The organism is Noviherbaspirillum soli (assembly GCF_015352955.1).
GTDB classification, from domain to species: Bacteria; Pseudomonadota; Gammaproteobacteria; order Burkholderiales; family Burkholderiaceae_D; genus Noviherbaspirillum_A; species Noviherbaspirillum_A soli.
This window is the reverse complement of the sequence record NZ_JACYOX010000013.1, coordinates 67931-89995: the sequence shown is the minus strand read 5'-3', so window position 1 is coordinate 89995 and position 22065 is coordinate 67931. Positions and strand designations below refer to the sequence as shown.

22 protein-coding genes are annotated in these 22065 nt (G+C 55.3%); 4 read left to right on the top strand and 18 right to left on the bottom strand.

What is annotated here, in order from left to right:
* Positions 1 to 82: 82 nt before the first annotated feature.
* The 5 genes from IGW04_RS12170 to IGW04_RS12150 form a co-directional block, all read right to left on the bottom strand.
* On the bottom strand, positions 83 to 403 hold the full coding sequence (locus IGW04_RS12170; RefSeq protein WP_194713340.1) for a hypothetical protein: 321 nt from the start codon (positions 401 to 403) through the stop codon (positions 83 to 85).
* The gene (locus IGW04_RS12165; RefSeq protein ID WP_194713339.1) at positions 400 to 3102 is read right to left on the bottom strand and encodes an HD domain-containing protein; all 2703 of its coding nucleotides are present in this window, start codon (positions 3100 to 3102) and stop codon (positions 400 to 402) included. The genes IGW04_RS12170 and IGW04_RS12165 overlap by 4 nt, the downstream gene beginning before the upstream one ends.
* Positions 3099 to 5618: a DNA topoisomerase gene (locus IGW04_RS12160; RefSeq protein ID WP_194713338.1), complete on the bottom strand. Its 2520-nt coding sequence runs from the start codon at positions 5616 to 5618 to the stop codon at positions 3099 to 3101. Before IGW04_RS12160 ends, IGW04_RS12165 begins: the two co-directional genes overlap by 4 nt.
* 83 nt (positions 5619 to 5701) lie before the next feature.
* Complete coding sequence (locus IGW04_RS12155) at positions 5702 to 5932, bottom strand: hypothetical protein (RefSeq protein WP_194713337.1); 231 nt, start codon at positions 5930 to 5932, stop codon at positions 5702 to 5704.
* 4 nt (positions 5933 to 5936) lie between these two features.
* Positions 5937 to 6908: a hypothetical protein gene (locus IGW04_RS12150; RefSeq protein WP_194713336.1), complete on the bottom strand. Its 972-nt coding sequence runs from the start codon at positions 6906 to 6908 to the stop codon at positions 5937 to 5939.
* Between the two features lie 374 nt (positions 6909 to 7282).
* Between IGW04_RS12150 and IGW04_RS12145 the strand changes: the two genes are divergently transcribed.
* A complete protein-coding gene (locus tag IGW04_RS12145; protein WP_194713335.1) occupies positions 7283 to 7942 on the top strand; it encodes an XRE family transcriptional regulator in 660 nt (219 codons plus the stop codon).
* A 63-nt stretch (positions 7943 to 8005) separates the two neighbouring features.
* On the opposite strand, the gene IGW04_RS12140 is transcribed toward IGW04_RS12145, so the two are convergent.
* Together IGW04_RS12140 and IGW04_RS12135 are read right to left on the bottom strand one after the other, a co-directional pair.
* Positions 8006 to 8977 carry a DUF3150 domain-containing protein gene (locus tag IGW04_RS12140; RefSeq protein WP_194713334.1) on the bottom strand — a complete coding sequence of 324 codons (972 nt, stop codon included), beginning with the start codon at positions 8975 to 8977 and terminating at the stop codon, positions 8006 to 8008.
* A gap of 130 nt (positions 8978 to 9107) precedes the next feature.
* Complete coding sequence (locus tag IGW04_RS12135) at positions 9108 to 9263, bottom strand: hypothetical protein (RefSeq protein ID WP_194713333.1); 156 nt, start codon at positions 9261 to 9263, stop codon at positions 9108 to 9110.
* Between the two features lie 332 nt (positions 9264 to 9595).
* On the opposite strand from IGW04_RS12135, the gene IGW04_RS12130 reads away from it, so the two are divergent.
* On the top strand, positions 9596 to 10297 hold the full coding sequence (locus tag IGW04_RS12130; RefSeq protein ID WP_194713332.1) for a PEP-CTERM sorting domain-containing protein: 702 nt from the start codon (positions 9596 to 9598) through the stop codon (positions 10295 to 10297).
* Between the two features lie 69 nt (positions 10298 to 10366).
* Here IGW04_RS12130 and IGW04_RS25760 read toward each other — a convergent pair whose 3' ends face one another.
* The 3 genes from IGW04_RS25760 to IGW04_RS12120 are packed head-to-tail and all read right to left on the bottom strand — an operon-like array spanning position 10367 to position 11986.
* Entirely contained in the window at positions 10367 to 10555 is a 189-nt protein-coding gene (locus IGW04_RS25760; protein ID WP_228527053.1) for a hypothetical protein, read from the bottom strand.
* Between the two features lie 25 nt (positions 10556 to 10580).
* Positions 10581 to 10847, bottom strand: a complete 267-nt coding sequence (locus IGW04_RS25755) for a hypothetical protein (RefSeq protein ID WP_228527052.1) — start codon at positions 10845 to 10847, stop codon at positions 10581 to 10583.
* Positions 10847 to 11986, bottom strand: a complete 1140-nt coding sequence (locus IGW04_RS12120; protein ID WP_228527051.1) for an AAA family ATPase — start codon at positions 11984 to 11986, stop codon at positions 10847 to 10849. The genes IGW04_RS25755 and IGW04_RS12120 overlap by 1 nt, the downstream gene beginning before the upstream one ends.
* Before the next feature lie 382 nt (positions 11987 to 12368).
* Here IGW04_RS12120 and IGW04_RS12115 point away from each other — a divergent pair, with 382 nt between their 5' ends.
* Together IGW04_RS12115 and IGW04_RS12110 are read left to right on the top strand one after the other, a co-directional pair.
* Positions 12369 to 12632 (top strand): helix-turn-helix domain-containing protein, encoded by a 264-nt coding sequence (locus IGW04_RS12115; protein ID WP_194713380.1) that lies wholly within the window; start codon positions 12369 to 12371, stop codon positions 12630 to 12632.
* A 2-nt stretch (positions 12633 to 12634) separates the two neighbouring features.
* Complete coding sequence (locus tag IGW04_RS12110; RefSeq protein ID WP_194713330.1) at positions 12635 to 13981, top strand: type II toxin-antitoxin system HipA family toxin; 1347 nt, start codon at positions 12635 to 12637, stop codon at positions 13979 to 13981.
* A 209-nt stretch (positions 13982 to 14190) separates the two neighbouring features.
* On the opposite strand, the gene IGW04_RS12105 is transcribed toward IGW04_RS12110, so the two are convergent.
* The 8 genes from IGW04_RS12105 to IGW04_RS12070 all read right to left on the bottom strand — a co-directional run bounded on the left by IGW04_RS12105 (position 14191) and on the right by IGW04_RS12070 (position 21931).
* Positions 14191 to 16122, bottom strand: coding sequence for a VWA domain-containing protein (locus tag IGW04_RS12105; protein ID WP_228527050.1), 1932 nt, complete (start codon positions 16120 to 16122; stop codon positions 14191 to 14193).
* 279 nt (positions 16123 to 16401) lie between these two features.
* Complete coding sequence (locus IGW04_RS12100; RefSeq protein WP_194713328.1) at positions 16402 to 16836, bottom strand: hypothetical protein; 435 nt, start codon at positions 16834 to 16836, stop codon at positions 16402 to 16404.
* A gap of 35 nt (positions 16837 to 16871) precedes the next feature.
* Positions 16872 to 17510 carry a hypothetical protein gene (locus IGW04_RS12095; RefSeq protein ID WP_194713327.1) on the bottom strand — a complete coding sequence of 213 codons (639 nt, stop codon included), beginning with the start codon at positions 17508 to 17510 and terminating at the stop codon, positions 16872 to 16874.
* Positions 17511 to 17562: 52 nt separating this feature from the next.
* Entirely contained in the window at positions 17563 to 18231 is a 669-nt protein-coding gene (locus tag IGW04_RS12090; protein ID WP_194713326.1) for a hypothetical protein, read from the bottom strand.
* 52 nt (positions 18232 to 18283) lie between these two features.
* Entirely contained in the window at positions 18284 to 18634 is a 351-nt protein-coding gene (locus tag IGW04_RS12085; RefSeq protein WP_194713325.1) for a hypothetical protein, read from the bottom strand.
* Between the two features lie 59 nt (positions 18635 to 18693).
* On the bottom strand, positions 18694 to 20625 hold the full coding sequence (locus tag IGW04_RS12080; RefSeq protein ID WP_194713324.1) for a helicase-related protein: 1932 nt from the start codon (positions 20623 to 20625) through the stop codon (positions 18694 to 18696).
* Between the two features lie 113 nt (positions 20626 to 20738).
* On the bottom strand, positions 20739 to 21110 hold the full coding sequence (locus IGW04_RS12075; RefSeq protein WP_228527049.1) for a hypothetical protein: 372 nt from the start codon (positions 21108 to 21110) through the stop codon (positions 20739 to 20741).
* 197 nt (positions 21111 to 21307) lie between these two features.
* Positions 21308 to 21931, bottom strand: a complete 624-nt coding sequence (locus IGW04_RS12070; protein ID WP_194713323.1) for a hypothetical protein — start codon at positions 21929 to 21931, stop codon at positions 21308 to 21310.
* Positions 21932 to 22065: the final 134 nt, after the last annotated feature.

Below are 22065 nucleotides of genomic sequence, written 5' to 3'. Positions count from 1 at the left end.
CCCCGAACGTCCACCAGACGTCGGGGGTTTTTCTATGCGCTTGATACGCCAGCGACAAATCCGCCGGGATCTGCAAGGGATATTAACTCGGCCAGCGTCGATCAATTACCGGTTCCGGATGAGTCTTTTCGGGTATTTCGACCGATGCTACAGGACTCGGAAATCCTGCTCGATGTTTTTCCAGTACGTCCGTCGGCGGCTGGCCAACCACCAAGCCATTTTCGACAGCCCAGAATGTTCCCTTTCTTAAGCCAGTTCGAATCATCTGATCGACCATCTCCTTACCGAAGGCTTCTCGCAGGGAATCTATCCAAGCGGTGACGCCGGGCATCTTTTCTCTTAGGTGGCCAGTTTGACCAGCAGAATTTCCCTTGGCTAGCGAAAAGTCTATATGGGGTTTCATGACGACTTCGCTACCGGTATAAGAAGAACAATCCCGGCGCTAGTAGTTCGCCTTTCCACAAACGGTTCTGGAAGTTGCTCTGCCATATCCTTGCCAGGAAATACCTTTTCAATCATTGACTGGAGGATGAAGTATTTTCCATCCATTTCTGCCAATGAATGCAGCGATCCATTTTCCACCGCATGCTGAACCAAAACTAGAAATACTTCATACGAGTTCTTCCTCGGGTGTTCTCTGTGCGGCATTTGAGGCTGCGGAGCGGTTAGGTCGAGTTTCTCGCTATCTGGTGAATATCTAGTCGGCGGGTTGTGTCCAGTGCCAAGTGAAGCAGCAAGCTTCCCATTAGCACGCTTACTTCCCTTTGCCGACATGAATTGCTGCAATAGCTGGGGAGGTTCAGCCATTTGCTGCAGCTGGGCCAAATTACCCATGTTCTTTTCTTCCTGCTTTTGCTTTTTATACTTGGAGGTCGGATCTTTCGGTACATCCTGGATGACCGTGCCGCGATCATGATTTTCCGGAATGCCCAACGGCCCTTCGGTAGTGTTTGCCTCCATGATGGCTGAATCGCCTCCTACTGACACATCAGATATGGCCTCTGGCGCCATAGGATCAGAGAGGTCCGCAGGCTCGGCATATCCATGCGTCGTATCAGTCAGCGTGTCAGCAATTACTAGGTCCAGATCATCGGCGATTAGGTCGCCGTGCTGGTCCGGTGAAATCAAGCTCAGGCCACCCTCACAAAGCCCGATAGATGGAATGGCCGGAAGGATGTCCCGTGCATTCACAGTTGGATCTGCAGCAGGTATTGGGAGTGCTTCTGTGATCGGGGCGGTCGTCTGAAAGCCATTGCGCTTTACTTCATCATCCAGGCATTTCCAGTCAATTCCGGCGAGGCTGTCTGACGCATCTGTAGCTTGCGCGACACTGGTGACCGAGCCCGCAGCGGCTCCTTTGGCTTCCACGGCGGGAGGTTGCACCTGAGCGGCCGCTGGTAAGGTGAGTGGGGAAGTGGTTTCTGCACTCGCCACGCCCGGCAGCCATCCTGCCGTCGGGGTCACGGCGGGATGCGCAACGACCGCGTTAGCAGGTGAAGGCGCATTCGACGGCGATACGGCATTAAGGACCATCGGCGCAACTGCATCACTGATGTTCAATCCCTCTCGTACAGCTTCGATGACCGATTGCCCGAACGCTTGTTCCACCATATCCATCAGTTTTGATGGTTCGGCAATCTCGGCCAGGTGGGCAAAATATGGCCGCTCAACTTTGGCGACAGTTGCCAACGCAGGCAGGCTGACAAGTGCTACCAGTTCGCTGTTTTTTACCGTGGGGCTGATGATGATCGTCTCTCGCCAACTGGCGATGACATTGCTCTCCTCGCTATGATAAAAACGCACGAAGAACAGCGGCTGATACGCCTTGAAGTCCACCCCGTTATGGAGCGTGAAAAGCAGGCCCTTCTCGGTCAGTATAGACAAAATCCGGTTGAGAAGAATAAAACGGCCTCTACCGGCCTCAATCGACACACCCAGCTTCCGGCACATTGCCGCGAGCAGTTGCGCTTCGCGAAGGTAGATCAGGTTTCCATGCTTCTGACCGATCTTGAAAGACCTGTCCGTCTCGCTATCGCCGGTTCCATTGATCCTCCCTTTTTCCGTAACGCAGGACAAGAAGGCATCATAGATTTCTTCGGCTTCGGTTTCGGAAATCGTGTCCTCGTTCGCCGCGGCAGCACTGATGCCGCTTTCCCGCTGGCCGGTCGTCTTGTCGGCCAGGATGAGAAATTCCATCAGCGCCGTCATGCGGTCGTCGATGGAAAGTCCATCCTTGTCGACCGGGAAGTCGCTGGGGTGGTGGTAGTGAGAAATCACGCGCGACAAGGTGCGGGTATCGTTGGGAGGCAGTTCCCAAAACTCACTGATTCGCGCCAGTATGCGGGAACCAAGGCGGTCGTGCTCGACGCCGGCATCGTCCTGCTCCGTACCAGACTCCCTGGTAAGTACCGTGCCATCGGGCTGCAACTTGTACGCCTCAATCTTACCAAGATCATGCGCTAGCGCCAGCACCGGGATGATGGGGTCAAGCGGATCGAACACATAGTTTGCGTCTCGCTTGGCAATGATCAGCTTCGGTGACTTGCCCGGGCGCTTGATATAGACGCCATCATAGGACCAGGTTGGCGCGAGTTCCAGCGCGGTATCGGCTACGGCCATGCAGTGCTGCGCAAGCGTTCTCCCGCCGTGGCCCCCCTTGCGATGACTTGCCGGATGGGTCTTGTGTGCTGACAGCGTTTGCCAGACAGCCATGAACAGGGTGACGTAGGCTGGATTGGTGGTCTTGTTCGCCTCAATCCACTGCTTGACCCGCTCGCTCTCGATGGGTAGGCATTCCTTTGCCTTTGCGCGCTTGGCCGGCGGCGCCAGGATGGGAACGGGGCCGATCGAGGACGTAATGCCATTGAAGGAGCCGCCCTGCAGCCGCATCTGCGCCAGCGACCGTTCAAGAAGAATCAGCCCGGCTGTAATAACAACACCCATCACGCAGCCTACGAGGGTGACAAATGCCCCGTGCACCATGTTCGGAATGTTTTCCCAGAAAAAAACCGGGTCCGTGATCAGGGTGTAGAGGTTCATTGCAATCCATATGGATGCAAAGACAATGAAAGTCGCTTTGACGATGGGATTTCTTTGGTTCATAAAAAGGCTCCTGCAGACTGCTGCACGGTAGTTGGTTGGGATTGCCTGGCAACGGGCTTGCCGTCCTTGTCTTCCATGGTGGTCCGGCATCCGTCGGCATAGCCGGTGCAGCCCCAGAAGTAGGACTTAGCACCTTTAATGCGCCGCATCGGCTTGGCACACGCTGCGCAGGCGACAGTCGTGCCATTGTTCAGGCTCGTGCCGGCACTGGAGGCGACGGCATGGCCGTTTTCATCGTTCATGGTTTTCTTGCACTCGGCATCCCGATTGGTGCACGCCCAGAACCAGCCTTTTTTGCCCTTGATGCGCTTCATGAGGGTCTTGCAGGCGGGGCATGTGACCGAGTTGCCGGAGGCGTCCAGCGAGTTGCGGTGCGCAGTCTCCGCGTCGTCAATGAACACGAAGTCCAGCTTGAACTCGGCGTTCATCTTCAGACTGGCAGCGAACGGGGTCTTCTTCTTGGACAGAAAGCCTTCAAGGGTAGGTGTCTGCCGATCGACAAGCAGCTGCGTGATTTCCTCGTCGCTGAACATGCGGGCAGCGATCTCGCGCCAGAGCGCAAAGCCGCAGTTGGCTTGGCAGACGTAGGTCGGGCCGCCAGAGACCATTTCGGCGCCACATTTCGGACAGCCGCAACCGGGTAGCACTGACAAAGCAGGCGCTTTCTGACGGATCGCCTCGATGATCGTGCGTGTCAGGTCGCCGATCTCGCTCATGAAAGCGTCCCGTGCATAGTTCCCGGTTTCCATCTGGCGCAGCTTCTGCTCCCACTCGCCCGTCAGCCGCGGCGAGGTCAGCGCATCGACCCCGTTCACATCCAGAAACTCGACCAGGTCCATGCCTTTTGTGGTCGGCACCAGCCAGTTGTCATTGCGGTCGACGTAGGGCTCCTTCGGCTCGCCGCGGCCATCGACACGGCTCAGCAGACCTTCGATGGTGGCCGCGCGGGTCGCTGGCGTGCCAAGGCCGCGGTCCTTCATCGCGTCGTGCAAGTCATCATCCTTCACCAGCTTGCCGGCGTTTTCCATGGCGCCCAATAGCGTCGCCTCGGTAAAGCGCACGGGTGGCTTGGTCTTCAGATCCTTGATGACGATTTCCTTGTTGGTCACCGTCTCGCCAGGCGTGTAAACGCACAGGGAAGGCGACTTGCCGTCATCGTCGAGATCGACGCCATACACGGCCAGCCAACCCTGCGCGGTCAGCACCTTGCCAGTCGATTTGAAAGATTCGCCTGAGACCACGGTAATCCTGGTCGTGTGCTGATACTGCGCCGATGGGAAAAAAGTGGCAATGAACCGGCGCACGATCATGTCGTAAATCTTCGATTCGTCCGCGCTCAGGCTTGCAGGCTTCAGGCCGGTGGGCACAATGGCAAAGTGGTCGGAAATCTTGCTGTTGTCATAGATGCGCTTACCGGCATTCATCCAGCTGTTGGCCAGGACTGTGTTTGCATGGGCTTCATAAGCAGTGCCGGCAAATGCCGCCAGGGTCTTGACCACGGTCGGCACATAGTCTTCCGGCAGGGCGGTCGAATCGGTACGCGGATAGGTCGTTGCCTTGTGCTTCTCATAGAGCGCCTGGGCGATATCGAGGGTTTTCTTCGCCGAGAACTTCAGCCGCTTGTTCGCTTCCCGTTGCAGCGAGGTCAGATCAAACAGGCGCGGCGCAGCCTTGGATACAGGCTTGGCGGTGTCTGTGACAGAACTGGGCGCAACACCACGGCACTTTGTGGCGACCTCCTCTGCCCTCGCCTTCACCGTGAAGCGGTTCGACAGGCCATCCTCGCCCTCTTCCTTTGCATTCGGGTTAAACCATTTGACGACATAGGTCCCAGCCTGCACGCCAAAGGTGCCATGCACTTCCCAGTAGTCCTGGGGCACGAAGCCGCGAATCTTCTGTTCCTGATGCACAAGAATGGCCAAAGTCGGTGTCTGGACCCGGCCGGCCGCCATGATCTGACGCCGATGCGTCTGCCGACCGCGCAGGTCCGATATGCCGCGTGAGCCATTAATGCCAACGACCCAGTCCGCTTCGCTGCGGCACCGGGCGGCATCACTGAGGTTGTCATACGCCGCACCCGGCTTCATGGCGCCATACGCATCCCGGATAGCATCGGGCGTCATGGACTGCAGCCACATGCGCTTCATCGGCTTGTTGCAGCGGGCCTTCTCGTAGATCAGACGGAAAATCAGTTCACCTTCCCGCCCGGCGTCACAGGCATTGACCACACTGGATACGTCGGCCCTGCCCATCAACCGTTCAAGTAGGAGAAATTGGGCCTTGCTCGGCTCCAGCACCTTCAGGGCAAATCGTGCCGGGATGATCGGCAGGGATGACAAGTCGCGGCCCGTTGTCGCGGCTTCCGGCGCAAACAGTTCGACCAGGTGGCCAACTGCACAGGAAACGATGGCGGTATCACTCTCCAGCCAGTTTTGCACCTTGCTGAATCCGCCGAGTGCGGCGGCAATATCCTTGGCAACTGACGGCTTCTCCGCCACGATCAGCATCTTGCTCATGTACCGAACACCTCTTCATTCACATAAAAAACAAGCCAAGCCATTCGCATGGTCTTGGCCTGATCGCAGTTGTCCCGCAGTCCCTAATGCCGGGTGCCGGAAGTCGAACGCAGCCTTTCGAAGCGGCCATGTTCGTCGGCACACTGGTTGTCGCAGAAAAGCTTGCCGCTCTCGACATCGGCTTCACAACGGCTGTTGTGGCAGACACCACTCGGCGTCAAACGCCGGACCGCGAGGCTGGCTTGGGCTGCTTTGATGCCACGGTCAACGAAGGCTTCGTTAATAGCATCGGAATCGTCGCAAACATCGGCCATGACATTAACCTTTCGCGTCAGTGCCCTTGAGTAGCTCAGCCATGATTGCTGCCGAATCGATGCCAACTGGCTCAGCGACTTGCGCAGGCGCCTCGCGACGTGGCCCTTTGCGCGTACCCATTGCCAGCATTTCGGCAACCCAGAACGGCGCTATCTTGATCAGGCCGGAATCCGGGGTGACCGGGCCGGGGAAATCCTTCGCTTCGATATAAGGCAGCTTCGACACCGGTGCGATGCCGGACTCCGGATCAGGTGCGCCGAGGGCTTTCACGTCGAGGCGATATTCGCCCTGGACCTTGATCGGCAGGCCGCGCGTGAGCGTGTTGGCCAGCGGCTCCAGATTGCGGCCGTACCAGCGGATTGGGATGCTCTTGTCGGGATCTTCCGTCTGACGCAGCAGGACGACCAGGCGATCGTTCATCGGCTTGCCCTCTGCATTGACGCGGTTGCGCTCCAGCGACTTCGCCTGCACGAAGCCGGCCAACTGGACGGTATTGGTGGCATTCTTGTTGAGCTTCAGAACACGCCAGTCAACGCTGTTCATGCGCTCTTCTTTCGCCGGCACGTCGCCGACGACTTTCGCCACAGCTTCGATGGCAGCCGGCACGCCGGAATCCTTGGCCGCGGCATGCACCTTAACCGACCACTTGCGCATGACATCTTCTGCGAAGCGCTTGTCCATGTGCATGAGGTTGGGCGACTCGAAGCGGATGCTCTTGGCACGCACGATCCGCACGTCGTTCTCGCGGGCACCGATGAAATGGCAGTAGGCCATCACCAGATCCCACTCCTTGATGTCACGCGGCAGCGGCGCCTGACGGGGATCGAACTCGACCGGCAGCATGTGGTTCTCGCTGGCGGTCTGCTGGATGAAGCATTTGCCCTCGCCTGGCAGGCGCAGCACGCCGACGATCCATCCTGAATTAAGCATGCCGTTCGGATAGGAATACGAATCGGCATTGCGCTTGGCGTCCATTGGAAGCACGGTTACTCCTAAATATTAGTCAATGAAACCCCAAACGGGGCCTGTGATGAGACAAGCAGCCCACTGCAAGCGATACCGAAAGCGGAATGTTGTCCTACGTCAACAATTATACAGAACACATCTCTGCAATACCAACAGATATTAAAAGCGATTCGCATTTGATGGCGGCAAAGAGCGGGAATTGTGGCAACAGCGGGGCAGAAGTGGACAAAACAACAACGCCGCAGTTGTAAGAGCCTAGTATCGATCACAACATGCGGTAGAATACTGACTGTATTGACTGCATCGCGATTCCAGCAGTATCGGTGATCGCGATAGGCAGGAATCGGCCATGCCGGCCACCGTATTCGAAATGGAAAAAGACTATGCCGAGAAAAATAACTGCTACAGCGCCCGCGACGACCGCTCAACCGGAAGCCCGGAAGAAGGGCAAGGTTGGCCGGCCCGCACGTGCAGCCCACACGGAATCGCAAATTTCGCTGCTCACGACTGGGAATGATACGAGCCCTGCGGAGGACCAGGAGGAAAGCGGCGAGCGCAAAGTTGAAGGAAAGCGCCTGATCACGCTGATCAAGAGAACGCTGATCGATCGCAATCTGCCAGATCGCTACATCGCCGACCTGATGGGCGTGACGACGATTTACTGGAACTCCATGTGCAATGGCCATCGCAAGATCAAGTCGGTGGGCAAGGACAAGCTTGAACGCGTGGGCGAATTCCTTGGCATCCCGACGGTACAGGTGATGATCCTGGCTGATTACTTCGATCCGACTGACTTTTATGCCAAGCGCTCGCTGGGCGATGAACTGAACATGGTGCTGCAGGCGATGCAGGCCGATCCGAACTGGGTTTCGCTGACACCGTCGAAAGCGGAATGGGAACAACTTCCCGTCGGCACCAAGGTCCTGATCGCCCTGCTGTTCGAGCGGGAGGCCGGCAGGTCTTTCATGAGCAAGCTGCAGATGGAGCATCCTGCCTTGGCAAAGAAACTGGGAATGGAAGACCAAAAGGATCAAGCCGCGTAATCAAGATCCGCACCCCATAAAAAAACGCCACCGGTCGAAAGACGGTGGCGTTTGTGCTTCTGGTTAGAACTCGAAAGCGAAATGCTGATCGAGCGGCTGGCTTACGGGCGCGGGCACTGACGGGATACTCTCCGCCGGCGCTGGCGTTACGGGCTCCAGTTCGGCAAGTGATTGCTGTGCTGGTGTTTCAACTTCCATTTCCACATCGAGCGGATCAAAACGCATCGACTGCTCCGCCAGGATATTCTCCGGTCGCGAACAGAACTCCAGCAGCGCACTGATCTGCATGAACTCCAGCCCTTCGATGGCGCCAGTCTGGGGCATTTGCTTCAGCACCCGGTCACATGCTTCGCGCAAATGCTCGAACTTTGGTGACAGGATTCCCATTGAATCCGCCTTCTGGCGGATCCGGCGAACCAGGCCCAGCACGCGCGAAGTGGTTTTGCCGCCGGCGGCCCCTTTCCACGACTTTTTAACGTCTTCCGCGATTTCCAGCGCTGCCTGACCCGGCAACCCAGTAACCTCGGTATGCAGCGCGTCATCCTCTCCAAAGAACTGGGAAGACTGGATCTGCGTGGCAGACATGGCAAAGCGAAGCAGCTTGTCCAGGTCCAATGCCTTCGGTGCATGGTTGCGAATTAGATCGGCGCGGGTGAGTCCCGGTTTGATCTCGACAGCGTTTTGCGGATTGGCCGCCCATTCCTCGACGATGTTGGGCAGCTCCTGCAGAAACGCTGCCTTTTGCGTCTGAAACGTATCGCGCAGTGTCCTCAATTCATCCGACACCGCTTGGGCGCTGTCCAGAGGAACGAAGTAGCCACGCACACGGTTGTCGACCCGCCGGGCGGCGCCAACACGCAGGATGATGCGCTTGGCATCCGTGCGCGCCTTGGATACCCACGAGAACGTGCCGGGTGGGAGCATCTTGCCGACTTCACGGATGAAGTCGTCCGCTTCCAGGGTACGTTCGCCGGTAGAACCGCCGATGATGATGTCGACCAAAACCATGTTGCTCAGTACTTGTGTGATATCCATAATTTCCCCATTCAAGAGTTGGAACTTCAAAGGAAGGCGCTTGCGTTGGCCCTGATACAGGGAGATGCGCAACAGGGAAAAACAAAACCCCGGTCGCTGGGAAGCGGACCGGGGTCGGGTGGGTGCTGCATCAAATCACAATTTCCTCAACATCGAGCTCGATGGCGATCAGGCCTTCAATGGACGGTGCACCAAGGTCGGATTCGTCGATCAGGTCGTCTGTGCGCAGCGAGAGCAGCAGACGCGAATCGTCGAAGGAAGCTGTGCTTGGGGTGACTGCAAACATGGAAATCTCCTCAAGTGGTGACCCGCAATGGAGCCGAATGGATGGAATGAAAATTGAGATATGCGGCGCGGGGGACCCCATTCAGCCAAACCGTGGTATCAGGTAATGGGCCACAAGCAGTTGTAAGGAAGAGAAGGGAGGTTCAGGCAGGTAGGCAAGCAGGAAGCCGCTTGGCCATTCCGCTAAGTAGCGGGAAATGGTGTCGAAAATATTTACAAAAGAGAAACGCGGCCGAAGCAAGTTTATTGCAAGTAACTGTTTTATAAGAAACATTTACCTATGGCACCATAATTGCTATGGATACACTATCCAAATCCAACATCGGGCCAGCCATGAAAATCCAGAATCTCAAGAAATTTGCCGCCGCCACCGCTGTCGCCGCTCTCTGTGCAATGGCTTCCGGCGCAGCAAGCGCCAGCGTGATCTATGAATTCTCGAATACCCAGACCGCCATCTACAACGGCGCCACGATTGCCAACACGAGCGGCCTGTTTGCAACCGCGACATTCACCGATCTGGCCAATGGCAGTGTTCAGCTTGTATTGAACGTGCTGGACAACCTGGCGTCGGGCAAATATGTCGATAACTGGACCTTCAACGTTGCTGTGAATAACGGCAACAACCCACCGGTCATTTCTGTGGCATACAGTTCGGGCATGCAGGGAACAATCTCGTCGCAGACGTTTACCCAGAATACAAACAACGTCGCCAATGGCACCAATGGCGGCAACTTCGATTTCGGAATCAGCTTTGCGGGTCAGTCGCCTAAGGAACTCGACGCCGGCAGTTCGTCGACCTATATTCTGTCTGGTCCAAATAACTTCACCGCGAGCAAATTCCTCACTGCCGACAACGCTGGCATCTTTGCAGCAGTCCATGTGGCTGGCGGGAATACGAATGCATACGTCAAGGCGCTGAATACCGATGGCGCTTCTTCCGCCAGCGTACCTGAACCTACTTCAATTGCCCTGCTGGGACTCGGTCTGTTGGGCGTGGCCGCATCCCGCCGCAAATCTGCTTCCAAAGTCGCATAAGGCTTCCGGCATAGCGAGCTTTGAAAAGAAAAAGCCTTGATACCGGGGAGGTATCAAGGCTGGTGAGAGTTAAAAATCAAGAACGAAGCCGGGATCGGCCGCATTGCTGCCCTGTGCAGAGACCTTTTCAAAGAACTTCAGATCCTGCTTTTGCTGGCGTGGTGCCGGCGGTGGTGGAGCAGACGGCGCAGGCGATGTTACCCCCTTTGCCTTCTGTCCCAATGTTCGCAATCCTTCCGCGATGGCTGACTGCTCCATGTTGGACGGATCGTGCTGGTATGCCTTACCCGACCTGCCTTGTGACCATGCTTCGGCTAACTTGTAGGCTGCCTCCCTGCTGGAAAAGTCCCCCAACATAGAAATAGCCATCACGTTCCTTTTGCCGGGCAGTGTCCCGCCCATAGCCAGCAGCTTTCTGGTCGACCGTCCATTTTCTGTTGAGCGAACCCCAGAAAATGGTATCGGTCCCGCCCGAGGATTCAAATCCCCAGGCCTTCGGCACTGCACCCGCGCCTTTCGCAGCGTTGGCGTTGACGTACAGCTGCACCATTAGGCATCCGTAACGATGGTTTCCCACAGGTCCTGCACCGCTTTACGTTCAGCTGCGGAACCGAAGTCCAGCAGCGTCATGTTCAGCGACTCGGTGAAGGCTGTCTTGCTGTCCATGCCAGTGACATTGAACAGCTTGTAGCTCATACCCCAGTTCAGCAGGTTACGGGTGGTGATCGTGAATTCCAGCGGTTCACCATTCGCGCCTGCATCCTCATTAATGCCGAGGAACAGGGAGCGCACCTTGCCAGCCAGTCTGGACATCGCGGTTGCAGCGACGTCCGGCAGGCCGACCTGATTCATCAGCAGTTCCTTTTCCTCCTCTTCCGACAGATAGCTCGCGTTGATCACGAAATATCGGTCGGTTGAGGCAATGTTCTGCCGCTTGGTGCCTTTGTACAGCGAAGCACTCCCGCCATTGCCGCCGGCGGAGCCTCGTCCGTTGGTGTTGGCCGTTGCAGCAACAAGCGCACCTGGTGCGATTTTGACGCGCTCCCCCGTCTCCGGGACAACGATGTCATCACCGTCCAGAACACAGTTGAGGCTCATTGCTACCGTGGGCAGCAGCTGATCCGACTCGTCAAGCACCAGAATGGCGTTGGGAGTGCGAGCCCAGCGCAGCACGGGTCCGTCGACAAACGTCATCTCGGGGCCAACGCCGGTATTGCGCTTGATGCTGATGGCCAGCTTTTCGATAGCCTTGGCGATGCCCTGAATACCCTTTTCCAGTATTCCTGCGTCTTCCACCAGCTCGTCCTTGACGATCGGGCGGCAAAGCTTCCAGGAGCCGAACAGTTGTGCCTGATCGGTGTCCTCGCTGCACTGCGTGCGAAACAGAGGACGGCCGGTTCGGGCGGCGAACTGTTTGACCAACTCGGTCTTGCCGCATCCTGTTGGTCCGAAGATCATTAGGTTGCGTTTCATCTTCGCCTTAAAAAAGCCATCTGGCAGAGATGCCGCAGCGGCCCAGACCATCATTCGGCGCAAGTTCTCGATCGTGAATTTGAAGCCGTCGATGACGGCCGGGGTATCCACGGTAGAGCCGAACACCTTGACCTGGGTTTTTGCAAAAGCCGGATCGTCCAGACCAAAAACGTCCTTGACTGCCTTTTTTTCGACTGCTTGGATTGCTGCTTGCATGTGTTTTCCACATCGGTTGTCCCGATGCAGTTCCATAGTGAGTGAGTTAAAGACGGGAAAAGCCGCGAAAGCGCAGGTGGCCACGAATACCTTTGCGCTAAGTAATGGCTCACATGGAAATACAAGACGAGGCAGCAGGGAAATGCCGTGAGGATGAAGCGGCTACTCGGGGGAAAAGGGCTTTCCGGATTAAGGTGTGGAATGCAGAAAGCAATGCCAGTGCGATACCGTATCGCACCGAGTCTGGCGCCCGTTTTACTCGCATCCAGCATTCTCAAATTATCTGGAACTCAGATATTTCTCTATTATCTGGTATTCGGATATCTTGAATTTATCCTATATTCAGCTAAAATGGTTTTATCTGATTTACGGATATTTTAAAATGTCTATCGTACCCACGTCCCAACTTCTCCTTACCGCGCCACAACTTGGTCAGTTGCTTGTATCGACCCGCAAGCGGCACAAGCTCACTCAAGCCGCGGTAGCAAGCCGCGTCGGATTAAGCCAAAATCGCATCTCCCACTTGGAGAAACACCCCGACGAAATCAGCATCAGACAGCTGCTCAGCTGGTGCTCGGCACTTGAGCTGGATCTGCGACTGGGCGAGAGAGATACTTCTGCAGCAAGCAGCTCGGCGGAGTGGTAATCATGGGGCGCCGCTCACACAGCCAAACCCTCCATCTCTGGGCGAATGGTGATTACGTCGGACGCTGGACCGTCAAAGCCAGTGGAGACTCGGAGTTGGTATACGACGACGCTTGGCGTGGCTCATCACTTGGACGCCCAGTTTCGCTGTCGTTACCGTTCAATATTCATAACGAGCCGCTTAAAGGAGTCAATGTCTCGAACTACTTCGCGGGCTTGCTGCCAGACAGCGATATTATTCTCAAACGTGTCGCAGCCCGGTTTAAGACAGGTTCTCTTGAACCTTTCGACCTTCTGGCAGCCATTGGTCGGGATTGCGTCGGCGCCTTGCAGCTCTTACCAGAAGGCGTTGCCCCCGAAAGATTTGCACAGGTTGAAGGCATAGCCCTTGATGAGGAGGCCATCGAGCGGCACCTGCTTGAAGTGGTGAACTTAGAGCGGCACGGCGCCCCGTCAGACCCTGACGACGACTTTCGGATTTCGCTGGCCGGCGCGCAAGAGAAGGATGCCTTCCTATGGTGGAATGGTAAATGGATGAAGCCGCGTGGAGCTACGCCGACAACGCACATCTTCAAGCTCCCAATCGGGATGGTCGGCGGAAAAAGGGCGGACTTCACCACGTCGGTCGATAACGAGTGGCTATGCCTACGGCTATTCAAAGAGTACGGACTACCCACGGCAAATGCGGAGATTGCAACGTTCGGCTCGCAAAGAGTGCTCGTCGTCGAACGTTTCGACCGCGTGCTATCGAGAAACCGTAACCATCTGTTCCGGCTTATCCAGGAGGACTTTTGTCAAGCAACTGGGACTTCGCCACTAATGAAATACGAAAGTGAGGGCGGACCTGGCTTGAAGGAGATGTTCACCCTGTTGCAGCAATCGCAGCAGACTGCCGCTGACATGCACACGCTAATGGCCTCGCAACTGCTCTTCTGGATGCTGCGCGCTCCTGATGGGCACGCCAAAAACTTCAGTATTCAACTACTTGCTGGTGCGGGTCGTTTCAAGCTCACGCCCATCTATGATGTGATGTCAGGTTACCCCGTTATTGGCCCAGGGCCGAACCAGTGGGCAGAACGTAAGCTCAAGATGGCGATGGCGCTACTGGGAAACAGCCGACACTATCTGGCGCATAGCATCCAGCGTCGACACTTCAATAGCACTGCGAAGGAGGTCGGATACGGTGAGAACGCTGAGCCGCTACTGCTCGATTTCATTGCTCGCACGCCTGCGGTCGTGGAAAAGGTCTGCGGCGAGCTGCCTCCTGGATTCTCGGAAAAGGTCGCTGACAAGATTTTGGGCGGCCTTCTCGCTGCAGCGCGCGAGCTGGAAACCATGCCCGTAGTCTGACCCAAGTTGGTCGGACGAAAGGGCTCAGGGAACAGGCTGTGTTCCCAGCAAAACGCATGCTGCGAGAAGCGGCATGTGCGCCCACACCTGAAGGTCTTTTCGACGGGCTCGACGGAAATAGCTTGCCCCAGCGAGGAGCCATTCCACACGTTAATCCGGATAGCCGCAAAAAGAAACCCCTCGTCCGAAAACGAGGGGTGGAGTGCTATTTAAGAAAATGCCGCTTGAAGCGAACCGAAGACTGCTTCGGCAAGTTCGTGCGGATTGTTAGCCACGCCGAATGCTGCCGACAGGGTCCGGTAGTAGCGTTCGTACTGTTTGTCGATCAAAACAAAACGCACTTCGACACCGAATCGCTTAGCTTCTAGGATAGCGGCTTCGAGAACGTTGAGTTCGCCCGGATCACCATCTGTTATGACACAGAGAATTTTCCGACTTTCCTTGCAGTTTATTAGGCGTTTAATCGCCCAGACTACGGCCAAATGAGTATTGGTATAGTTTTCGGCTGCGGCGGCAAATAGACTCAGGGTTTTGGCCCAATTTCCTCCGATTGGCTGCCACTCGCGTACCGAAGTGCTGTAGCTAGCTAAGCCAAACGGGATGCTGGCGTTATCGCAGACTTCGCCGGCGGCGACTGCTACCCGCCCTGCGGCTTCCCGGCGCGTGATGTTGCCGAACGGTTCTCCCATGCTTGCGGATTCGTCGTTCAGAAAATACAGGCATGTGTCGAGCTCCTCGCTGCGTTTCTTTTTCTGAAAAACCCGCAAGTCACCCGTCGCTACCCGCGCCACCTTGTTAGGCCTCAGCCGTCCTTCGGTGGAACTGGATCGCTCCACCATTGAATGCGCCTCGAGTAGCTCTTCCATCTTCAGCGCCAGAGTGGCCGCTGTCGAACGTGCCGCGCTTCGCAACTGGGCCCGATGTTCCGGAGGCCTGACGTTGTCTGGCGCAGCGATTTCCCGCATTTCATTGGTGTGAGTGCCGCCAGAAGCCTGTTGCATCGCTTCGTTGCCCTCGCACAGGACATCTTCCAATCCCTTGCCATAGTTGCCGGCATCAGCATCGGTCGAATCCAGTACGTCGGCGATTGCCTGTTGCAAGTCGTCGTAAGACGGCTCGTAGGCTGCAGAGCCTGAACCCTGATCGCCACCATTTTGGCCAGTGGCACCAGAGGTGTCGTCGGCGCTCATGTTGCCGGTACTGCCGTCCCCGGCGTCCTGATCACTTGAACTGCCCTGATCACCTGAGTTGCTGGCATTGTCTTGGTCACCCGGGCCGTTTTGTGCGTCTCCATCACTGTGGTCATCTTGGCCATTCTGCTCGTCCGGGTCTCCCTGGTCGCCAGTCTGGTCCTGATTGCCTTGGTCTTGATCTCCCTGGTTGCCCGGTTGATCTTGATCGGAGTCGTTGGCCTGATCGTCGCCGTCGCCTTGTCCCGTCCCTTCTTGCGGCGGTGGAGGCGGCGGTTCTTTTGCAGCCAGTTCCAGTAGTTCCACAATGCGTTGTGAAGCATTTGCTGCGCCTTGTGTATCCGCTGCATGAGCCGCTTTGAGGGCTTCAGCTTTGACCTGAGCCGTCAGCTTTGTACCGAAAGTCTGAATAGCCAGCTTCCGGTACGCGACTGAAAAGTCCTCCAGGCATTTCTGGCCCAGCAACTCCGAACGCATCTCCGTAACCAGCCAGCCAAAAAGGATTTCAGCAGGGTGTAAGGTTGAAACATCAGCGTCAGGCCCCTTGAAGATACCGCGTTGCGTCAGGATCTCGATGCCCTCCCGGATCACCTTCTTGGAGCCGCCGTACGACTTCGAGGCTAGCAGCTCCCCGCGTGCGTCTTCCAGTGGGTTTGTCAGGCGCCCGGCAAGGCCGGGAGGCAGCTTGACGCCAAAGTCGGTGTTATTGCCATGGCAGAGAATTTCGTGCGCCACCAGAGCGCGCAGAAGAATTGCATCCTCTTCGGTCCCGGTTGCTGCCATGTTACTGAGCTTCATGACAAGCCCTTTTTCGTTCTGCGGATCGGGGCCAATTGAAGCGGTTGGCATGTTGCTCCATTCAATGCGAATGGGTCTGCCTGCACGCTTTACTTCGTCAAGAAGCAGGTAGGTGTACAGGTACAAATGTCGCATGGATGCTGCTTGAGTCATTTCCATCTCCTTAGTGAACAAAGGTGGCCATCGTGAGAAGTCACGTACGCCGGATAAGGGGAGATGTCAGACAGGGAATTAGAAGACGCTGAGAATCTTCATGCACCCAGCAAGGGTCGAAAAGGACAGGGAGAAGACCGAAGTACGATGTAGCGAGACGAAAAGGAGGTGCCAGAGTGCGGCAAACAGTAAAACGGTCTGGATCGAAAATCATCCAAGACCTAATACGCCCTGCAGACTGTCTTAATTAGGGGCGATACGCCACGCGCCTAATTACGATCAATGTTTTTGGAGCAAGGCTACGAAATGCTCACATAGCCTATAAATCGGTGTACCGTTGGGGCGGACTATATCTACATATCCTGATTCTGCGAGTAATGAGACGTAATTTTTCAGTGCGGGGTGCTGCGACTCGTAGTACTGAAATCTTGGTTGTCCGTGATTGAAAGCAACACTGGAGCTAGGCAAGATCACGAATTCTCGAATTGCCATCTCAGGTTGTGCCTTCAAATCCGAAAGAATTTCAGAAAAAAACTCTGGCATCAATTGGTTTAAATTCTCAAACCGGCTTCGACTCTTAGCTTGGCTCTCGCTGTTGCGGCGCTGATCAGTGAAGCGATCAGCCATATAGGTACCTGCGGCGCCGATGCTGGCACCTCCCAAAAAGGTCATCAGATGCGTAACATCGAGAAGGGAAGCAAGATCGAATGCCATATTTAGCCGAAGGTTTCAATGAGATTGCTATTTTACTAAAACGAATCCCGTGGAAGTTGACGGGTAGGAAAATTTCCATCGATCGTGCCTGCGAGCGTTAAGGTATGGCCAGTTATCGATCGGTCATCCTGATAGAAATTCAAAGGAGCATTTCCTTGTTGGACCATCGTTCCATTCCCGAATAGCTTCGTCTCGCCATACCATTTCTCTCCTGATGCAATGTTTGCTTTATAAGAGCCTAATGGAACTTTAACGGATGCTGTTTCACCCGAGCGTACAAACACAGTAAGAACGGGCTGCCCAGTGTTGGCGTCAACCAGTTTAACCAAATGACTTGTTCGCTTAATACCTGGCGCTGTGGCGACAACGGAAAAAGAAGCTATGGCGGGAGCGCTATGACCACGCTGATAGAGCGTCAGATCGCCTGTCACGGGCAACGAAAGCTCTTTCGCAAATACTGGCAAGAATCCAGGCCAGACTATGGATGCTTTGTCTGGAGAAATCTTGTGAATAACCAGGGTAGATACTGCAATGGTGATTGCAAAAAAAGCGATGCTTTTTCCGAGGCTTGGGACTTTCTTGCCTTTTAGGGCCTGACGTGCGTTGTTATTCTTCGAGTGCCTTGTCTGCATGCGGTGACGTTCATGCATGTAGTCTCTGTCTTGAATTCCCATTTATGCCCTCCATCCCTCACATAGCAAATAAACTTGTTTGTAAATTAAAAAACTAAGTAGCCGCTGGCTTTCTGCCATTCCAAATAAAAGAAAAGGATTTAACGAAACAAAAGATAATTGCTGAGGCTGCTAGGAAGGAAAGCAGAGGGATCAATACTGAAGAAACGTATAATATTTTATGGGTGGACGCAGTTTCTGCATTTATGATTTCGAGAGAGTCGCGTAATCTTTGATATTTTGCTTGAGTTGTCTTTTCAAGAAACTTGAAGTCTTCGCTTATTCCAGATATGCAGTTCAGTCCCCATGACCTTTCTTGGTTAGCAAAAGGGGAAAGAGTACAGAATCCGGGAGAGGAGTAGTTTGCTCCTTGAGACCGGCCAACATGTAAAGTTTTCTTAAGCCCTGCGCCGACTGTTCCAGCTTGCCTTAACGCCCCGTCTTTGTATTCCATTTGAATGGCTCCAAGGGTAATCACCGGCGCATTGAAGCCATCGGTTAGATAGGTATTAGGCCACATCCATACTCCTCCTAATTCGCTCCGCAGCTGATAGTTGTCTTTTCGCGTACTAGTCGTATAGCAAGAGAACTCTCCTTTTGTCTCGGTGCATTGCGTCAAAGAATTGAGTTCAAAAAATACTTGTTTTTCTGCTGCCATAAAACCAGCAATCAATAGAGGAAGTATTAGTACGAGCAGAAGCCTTGTGTATCGATTACTTTTCATCGATCGATCCCATCCTTTATGTTCTTAATACTAAATCTGTAATCGATTTAAATTATGCGTGTCCTGCGGGGAAAACATATAGCGCTTTGGCGACCGGGAATTCCTTCACTAGCGGGTGCGCAGTGCTGATCGCTCCATCGAGAAACGGGAAAATGTCGACTTTCGCTTCCAGCGTTTTCGCGTCCACGTAGACGTTGGCGGCGTACATGTCGAACTGCCACATGAACAGGTGCCAGTATTCGTCGTTCGGTGGCGCAAAGATGTTCAGGCCGTTGCTGCGCAGCGCCGCATCGAGCGAAAACAGCATCGACTGGATGGGGATGCGCGGCGGCTCACCACTGTCCATCGAGGCGGGGTGGATGAAGTTGGGGATATTGAAGTCCGGCAGAAAATCGTGGTCCATAGTCTTTAGTAGGTTAATTAGTATTTATCGGCGATCAGCCAGTATTCTTCAGTTCAAACTCATGCGGCCAGCGCCGGCGCCGGCTGCGCTTCTTTGATCAGTGCCTTGTTACCCGCCTCGATGTCGTGGCGGCTCAGCTCAATCCCCCAGAACAGAATCCGGGTCGAACCTGTTTGCTCGCCGCTATCGCCGTCGACGTTCCCGAATCCCCGCAGATCAGCGTCACGTTCGGCCAGAGTGAATCCGTCCTGGCATTCCACCATCAGCTGCAGGCGCTCTTGCGCTGTTTCTTCCACATCCTCCGGGGTGTACATGAAAAAGTAGCCTTTCCCTCCCTTGCGGGCCAGTCGGCCGCGGAGCTGATGCATCTGGGACGTACCGAACCGTTCAGGATGAACGACAACCACCGCGCGGAGCGACGGCAGTGTTATGCCAACCTCGATGACCGTGGAACTGATGAGGACGTCGAGCGAACCTGCCTTCATCTGTTCGATCACCGCGGTTTTCTCGTCACTGGACAGTTTCCCGTGCAGCATGCCTACGCGACCGGTCATCTTGGCGCGGAAACGGTCGAATGCGGCTTCGACTGACGCACGCGCTCCGTCACCCTTGTCTTCTGCGAGCGGGTACACAACGGCGACCTGGCCGCCCTTGCTTACCACCGTATTGACGAACTCAAACAGCCTTGCCCGGTCAGCCTCGTGCACCACTCTGGAAACGATGTCCTTCTTTACCGGGCATTCGCGGAGAACCGACAGGGCCATGCCGCCGAACTGGACAAGCGCAATCGTCCTTGGAATCGCTGTCGCGGTCGCTTCCAGGAAGTTGGTATGGTCAGACAAGAGCGCTTGTTTCTGGCCCACGCTCATTTTTTGCTGCTCATCGATGATGACCAGGTCAAAAACCAGTCCATGCTTGGCTGCTTGCGCCAGCACTGCCGTGGTGCCGACAATGATCCCCTCGCCTATTTTGGAACCGGATACCACTTCGCTCACCGGCACATCGGGGAAAAAGCCGCGCATCTCATTGGCGATCTGCGGCACGAGCAATTGATTGGGCGCGATGATGGCTACCTTGGCGCCAGCAGAAAATGCAGCGACGGCAGGGATCATGAACATCATGGATTTGCCCGTGCCCACATCGCCGGAGAGAAGCCGGCACATCGGGAACGGGGAGCGCAGGTCAGAAATGATCTCGCCGATCGCCGTGTGCTGGTCCGACGTCAAGGGAAACGGTACACGGCCGATCAGGTCCGTAACGGCTTGCCGGTTGATCGGGATGAGTGAGCCAGAAACTGGAAAACGCGCCTGATTGCGTTCGGCCCGGTTAAGGATCGCCTTGATCGACAAGCGTTTTGCAAGCACCAGCGCCCGCTCGGCCAGGACAAGCGATGTCGGCTGGTGCAGGTGGCGCAGCAGGTCGACCGGGTCGCTCAGGCCGGTAAACGCCCGGAAATCCGACTCGCGCATGCCCAGCTGCTCGAGGAGCAGGCAGGCTGCCATATCCATCTGCGGCAGTGCCCTTGCGACCGCATCAGAAACAGAGGATGCCTTGACCTGCCCCGGCTTGCCGACATAGACCGGGCAGATGCGTCCTTGCTGGTCGCCCGGAATCAACTCAGGCGAGTTGATCTGGCGACGGCCCTTCCAGGTCACGACCTCGGCGTCGATATGCAAGGAATCGCCCGGCATCAAGTTCCGCCAGTCCTTCACCGTGCCAAATACCGTAATGGTGATGCCTTCGCCGCGGCCATCAACAGCCCGCATGTTGAGGCGGTGGGTCTGGTCCCAGTCACTGGTTCCCTGCCCGTTCTTGTCAAACATTTCCTGCTCGGTGAATGTCAGCACCAGGTAATGCTTTTGCTGCTGGTCCGGAATCGGCAGGATATAGAGCGGATCAAGAAAGTCCCGGTATTCCTTGGGCGCACAGAGGAGACACTCGGGAACCGAAGTGAAACCTAAGCGAGTGAGCCGGCCGAGACTGTCAGACATGATGAATGGAAAACGTTGCGGTATTGCATTATATTGGATAACAGGATAATATAATACTAGAATGAAATAAAAACACCCCGATTGGCCATGGCCGGATCGGGGTGGGTGCAGCTTCAGGCGGGAGCCAAATGCTGCATGGTTTCGGGAAGAAATTCCGCGAGCGTGCGGGGCTTTCTTCTGCGGGGATGAATCAGCTCATCCCATTTCATCGCTTTAGCGGCCTTCCAAAGGGCGATGTCTTCTTCAAACGTATGGACTTCTGACACGAGCTCCCAGCAGACGCGGCGATGTGAGCCGAAATCCCAATACACCGGGATCACGTTATCCAGGCGGCCTTCTGCCTTGGCTTTCAAGGCAACGCCCATGACGTCGCCGGCATGAGGATTATCGGCCGGGAATTGCGGGGTATTGGCCCATGCGCGGGGATCGGTGAAGTCGATGACCTGGCCACCGATCGGTTTGCCCCAGTTGTCCGGATGGCTCATGCGATTGGGCCAGCGCTTGGCCCCGACCCAAGTTCCTACTCTGTAAATTTTGCATCTCCTGAAATGGTGGATGCCGGGCTTTTGCGTAAGCCTGGCGATCAGGAAATGCGGAACATGAAGCGACAAACGACGATTGGATTGTGCAATCCAATGTGAGGACGAAAAAAAACGGCCCCGGTGATGAATCGGGGCCGCTCTTAGTTTGCAGAGGCCGTCTTGGCGTCTTCCGCGTTAGTAATTGCAGGCTGCACTTCCGCTTTTACTTCGGCCGGTTTCGCCTCGGGTGCAACTTCAACCGCCTTTTGAACTTGATGAGGGGCGCGTTTCGCTATGACTGCCGGAGCTTCTTCTTTGGTAATCCTTGAGCCCCGAATCCATGTTTCTTTCGGAGTGGCGAAGATGAAGATGCGATCCCCAACTGCGTCGAAGCCACTCGACTTCATTTGGTTCTTAGTACGGGCAATAACCTTCTTTTCGCCCGAATCAAGCTCGATAGTGATCTGGTAGCCATCGATTACTTTGGTACTTTTATGGACAACCGCATCAGCAACCACGCCTACCACGGCTCCTACCAGAGCGCCTGTAATGCTTCCCCCGCTTAGGGCAGCCCCGGCTGTGGCCATCTGATGGTCGTTCAGTTGAGTGTACTCGACCTGGGCCATATCTATCGGCTCAAGAGAAGTCACAGTGCCGTATGAAAGCGTTGAGTCCGCAGGGACAGCTATAGCAGGAAAATCACAAAAAACGCAGTTCAACGCATGCGCAGACATTGAGAAGCCAGCAAAAGCAGCCACTACCAAAATTTTCTTCGCTAATTTCATTTTTAATCCTTGATGTGAGCCGGAAAACCATTTTTCCTTGCCCCTGGTAATGCTGCACAGAAATATATAATACCTCACGTATTTTTTTTAGGAAATGCCAAGGTTGTGAAAAACTAACGGACACTGATGCTCAA